Source organism: Allobosea sp., assembly GCF_030694325.1.
GTDB lineage: Bacteria > Pseudomonadota > Alphaproteobacteria > Rhizobiales > Beijerinckiaceae > Allobosea.
In genome coordinates this window covers 1-3,852 of the sequence record NZ_JAUXYO010000167.1, presented here as the reverse complement: position 1 = coordinate 3,852, position 3,852 = coordinate 1, and the positions used below count along the sequence as shown (strand labels likewise).

The window sequence follows — 3,852 nt, the reverse complement described above, 5'->3', positions numbered from 1 at the left end:
CGGTGTTGGCGTGCTCGAAATTGTGCCGCGAGAACTCCTGCTCGGCCTGCAGGAAGACATCGCCATAGGAGATGCGATCCTCGCCCTCGCCGCCGTTGAAGTTGAGGTCGTAGACGTTCTCGACGCCCTGGACATACATCGCCAGGCGCTCGAGCCCGTAGGTCAGTTCGCCCGCCACCGGCGCGCATTCCACGCCCGCGACCTGCTGGAAATAGGTGAACTGGCTGACCTCCATGCCGTCGCACCAGCACTCCCAGCCGAGCCCCCAGGCGCCCAGCGTCGGGCTCTCCCAGTCATCCTCGACGAAGCGGACATCGTGCAAGGCGAGGTCGACGCCGATCGCCTGCAGCGAGTCGAGATAGAGCTGCTGCAGATCGGGCGGCGAGGGCTTCAGGATGACCTGGAACTGGTAGTAATGCTGCAGCCGGTTGGGGTTCTCGCCATAGCGTCCGTCCTTGGGCCGGCGCGAGGGCTGGACATAGGCTGCCTTCCAGGGCCTGGGGCCCAGCGCGCGCAACGTCGTCGCCGGATGGAAGGTGCCGGCGCCGACCTCCATGTCGTAGGGCTGGAGCACGACGCAGCCGCGCTCGGCCCAGAAGCGCTGCAGCGTCAGCAGCAGCCCCTGGAAGGAGCGGGTCGGGTCCATGGCCGGCGTGGCCGCGGCGGGAAGCGGAGCGGAGACGGACAAGGGGCGAAGCCTTCCGAAACGGGGATCGGCCGCGTGCTTAGGGTCTGCCGAGGCTTGTGGTCAAGCGCGGGCGGGGGGCGCAAGCGGACAGCTTCTGTTCATCCTCGGCGCGATAGTCTCAGCCTCAACCGCCGGATTCGCGGCGTTCGGGGCGAGCGCTTGAGTCGGATCGACGGGCTTACGCAGTAGGAGTGCCATCATGCTGTCCAACCGTATCGCCGCCGCCGTCTTCGGCGCCGTCACCCTCGCCGCCTCGGCCTTCGCCGTCGCGCCCGCAACGGCCGCACCGGTCTCGGCCGGCGTCGCTCAGGCCACGCCCGCCGGGGACCTCGTCCAGGAGGCGCAGTATTACGGGCCGCGGCGCCATTATGGCCCCCGCCGCTACTATGGCCGCCCGGTCTATCGCCCGCGCTGCTATTTCGTCGATCGGCGCGTCTGGAACGGCTATCGCTGGGTCATTCGCCCGGTGCGGGTCTGCCGCTGAGGCGGCCCGCGGCCGGAGCGTCGCCCGCATCCGGCCGCAATCTGAAGCGAGGCTGAACGGCTCTGTGAGGTGCCGTTCAGTACCATCAGCCCAGAGTCGATGCGTGTCGATGGCGGGGCTCGCAAGGCCCGCCCCTGTCGCAGCGAGGAGATTTCAATCATGATCCGCAAGACGCTTTTCGCTCTCGCGACGGCGGCCGGTCTCGGTGGCCTGTCGCTCGCCGCGGCGCCCGCCTCGGCCGCGCCCGTCGCCGCCGGGCCGCTCACCCAGGCGACCCCAGCCGGTGACGGCTTGCTCGAACCCGCGCAGTATTACGGCCCGCCGCGACGCTATTACGGGCCGCGCCGCTACTATGGCGCGCCGCGCTATTACGGCCCGCGCCGCTATTACGGCCCGCCGCGCTTCTATGGCCCGCCGCCGCCGGTCTTCGTGCCGCCGGTCGTGCCGTTTTACGGGCCGCGCTACTACTACTGAGGCCCCTGTCGGGATCGCCAGCCGCTAGGCTTCCGCCATCGGAAGCCGGGCCCGCCCCCGGTGCAGGGCTTCCGCCTCCGGGGTGAAGCCCCCTTCGGGAGCATGCAGAACCAGAGCCGGCAGCAAGGCTGCCGGCTTTTTGCTGCCGAGCGTCGCCGTCACCAGAATGCGGATCGCCGGCTGGTCGGCCTGTGCGTGGATTGGTCGGATCGCCACAGCGCCGAAGCCGGTCGCAAGCCCCGCTAGCAGTTCCGGCAAGGCTTCGGCGCGATGCACGATGAACAGCCGCCCGCGCGGCTTCAGCAGCCGCCGCGCCGCCCGCAGCCAGAGCTCCAGCCCCGCCTCCTCGCGATGGGCGGCGGCACGATTGGGCACCGGCGAGGCCCGGTGGGCGCGCGGCGGATAGAAGGGTGGGTTCATCGCGACGCAGGCGAAGCTCGCCGGCACGAGGCCGAGCGCCGCGGCAGGGCCGGCGATATCCCCGGTTACAACCGCGACGCGCTCGGACAGGCCGTTCAGCCTGGCGTTGCCAGCGGCGAGGCCGGCGAGTTCGGGATCACGCTCCAGCAGCACGACCCGCAGCGCCGGTCGGGCGAGCGCTGCCGCCAGCCCGATGGTGCCGACGCCGGCGCCGATGTCGAGCAACGGCCCCTCCCCCAGTTCCGGCAGGGAGGCCGCGAGCAGCACGGCGTCGCTGCCGGCGCGGTGGCCCTTGCGCGGCTGGCGCAGGACGAGCTGGCCGTCGAGCAGCCGGTCCTCGCCGATCTCGCCGAGGCCGGGCAACGCCTCAGCCATCGCGCAATTCGCCGCCGAAGCCGGCCTCGATCAGCAGGGCGCGGGCGCGCATCCGGTCGGCCTCGCGCACGAGCAGGCGGCGCGGGAAGGCGCCAATCATGCCTTCGAGCGCGCTGATGTGCTGGTCTGCTATCAGGCAATCGAGATTGGCGGAGGCCAGCAGCGCCTCGATGGCGCCGAGCAGGACGATGTCGTTGGTGCGGACGAGTTCATGCATCGCGCGATGGAGCCTGTCCACGGGCGCCAGCGCAAGCCCCGTCTCGCGGCGAAGCGTCAGCCTGCGGCGACATTGCCGGCGCGCGAGGGCTGGTCACCGATGCGCCGGTTGTGGCAAGGCTTGCGGGCGCTGAAAACTGCGCAGGCCGCGGAAGGAACGGGTATGGGCGTCGTCGTCGCGTTCGAGGACAAGGAAGCGGGCCAGAGCGCACGCGAGGCCGGCATCGAGCGGCTGGTCGGTCTGACGCGGGCCGACATGGAACGCGTCAATGCGATGATCCTCTCCCGCACCGGCTCCGACGTGACGATGATTCCCGAGGTCGCCAACCACCTGATTTCCTCGGGCGGCAAGCGCCTGCGGCCGATGCTGACGCTCGCGACGGCGGGCTTGAGCGGCTATCGCGGCGAGGGCCATGTCAAGCTCGCGGCTTCGGTCGAGTTCATGCACACGGCGACGCTGCTGCATGACGACGTCGTCGACCAGAGCGACATGCGCCGCGGCAAGCTCGCGGCCCGCATGCTCTGGGGCAACGAGGCGAGCGTGCTGGTCGGCGATTTCCTGCTCGGCCAGGCCTTCAAGATGATGGTCGAGGTCGGCTCGCTGCGGGCGCTCGACATCCTCTCCACGGCGGCCGCCGTGATCGCCGAGGGCGAGGTGCTGCAGCTCTCCGTCGCCAAGAACACCCAGACCACCGAGGACGAATATCTCGCCGTGATCCGCGGCAAGACGGCCGAGCTGTTCGCGGCGGCCTGCGAGGTCGGCCCGGTGATCGCCAACGGCTCGAAGACCGACGCCGCCGCCTGCCGCAGCTACGGCCTCAATCTCGGCATCGCCTTCCAGCTCATCGACGACGCGCTCGATTATGGCGGCATCGCCAACACGCTCGGCAAGAACACCGGCGACGATTTCCGCGAGGGCAAGATCACGCTTCCCGTGGTGCTCTCCTTCCGCCGCGGCAGCGAGGCCGAGCGTGCCTTCTGGACGCGCACCCTGCAGGAGGGCGAGATCCGCGACGGCGATCTCGAGGAGGCGCAGGCGATCATGAAGCGCCACCGGGCGCTCGACGACACGATCCAGCGCGCCGAGCACTACGCCAAGATGGCCAAGGACGCGCTCGCCCTCTTCCCGGCCTCGCCGATGAAGCAGGCGCTGAACGAGACCGTCGATTTCTGCGTCGCGCGGGCGCATTGAGCG

The 3,852-nt window shown here is 70.1% G+C and carries 6 protein-coding genes; 3 read left to right on the top strand and 3 right to left on the bottom strand.

The annotated features are described in order from the left end of the window. Positions 1-646: glycine--tRNA ligase subunit alpha (locus tag Q8M82_RS10410; RefSeq protein WP_305691293.1), on the bottom strand; the 646-nt coding region annotated here is incomplete at its 3' end. Between the two features lie 241 nt (positions 647-887). Here Q8M82_RS10410 and Q8M82_RS10405 point away from each other — a divergent pair. Then, on the top strand, positions 888-1,172 hold the full coding sequence (locus Q8M82_RS10405) for a hypothetical protein (RefSeq protein ID WP_305691292.1): 285 nt from the start codon (positions 888-890) through the stop codon (positions 1,170-1,172). 159 nt (positions 1,173-1,331) lie between these two features. Next, positions 1,332-1,646, top strand: a complete 315-nt coding sequence (locus tag Q8M82_RS10400) for a hypothetical protein (RefSeq protein ID WP_305691291.1) — start codon at positions 1,332-1,334, stop codon at positions 1,644-1,646. A 24-nt stretch (positions 1,647-1,670) separates the two neighbouring features. Here Q8M82_RS10400 and Q8M82_RS10395 read toward each other — a convergent pair whose 3' ends face one another. Together Q8M82_RS10395 and Q8M82_RS10390 are read right to left on the bottom strand one after the other, a co-directional pair. Continuing rightward, entirely contained in the window at positions 1,671-2,441 is a 771-nt protein-coding gene (locus Q8M82_RS10395) for a tRNA1(Val) (adenine(37)-N6)-methyltransferase (RefSeq protein WP_305691290.1), read from the bottom strand. Continuing rightward, a complete protein-coding gene (locus Q8M82_RS10390) occupies positions 2,434-2,658 on the bottom strand; it encodes a putative signal transducing protein (RefSeq protein WP_305691289.1) in 225 nt (74 codons plus the stop codon). The genes Q8M82_RS10395 and Q8M82_RS10390 overlap by 8 nt, the downstream gene beginning before the upstream one ends. A gap of 162 nt (positions 2,659-2,820) precedes the next feature. Between Q8M82_RS10390 and Q8M82_RS10385 the strand changes: the two genes are divergently transcribed. Beyond that, a complete protein-coding gene (locus tag Q8M82_RS10385; RefSeq protein ID WP_305691294.1) occupies positions 2,821-3,849 on the top strand; it encodes a polyprenyl synthetase family protein in 1,029 nt (342 codons plus the stop codon). Positions 3,850-3,852: the final 3 nt, after the last annotated feature.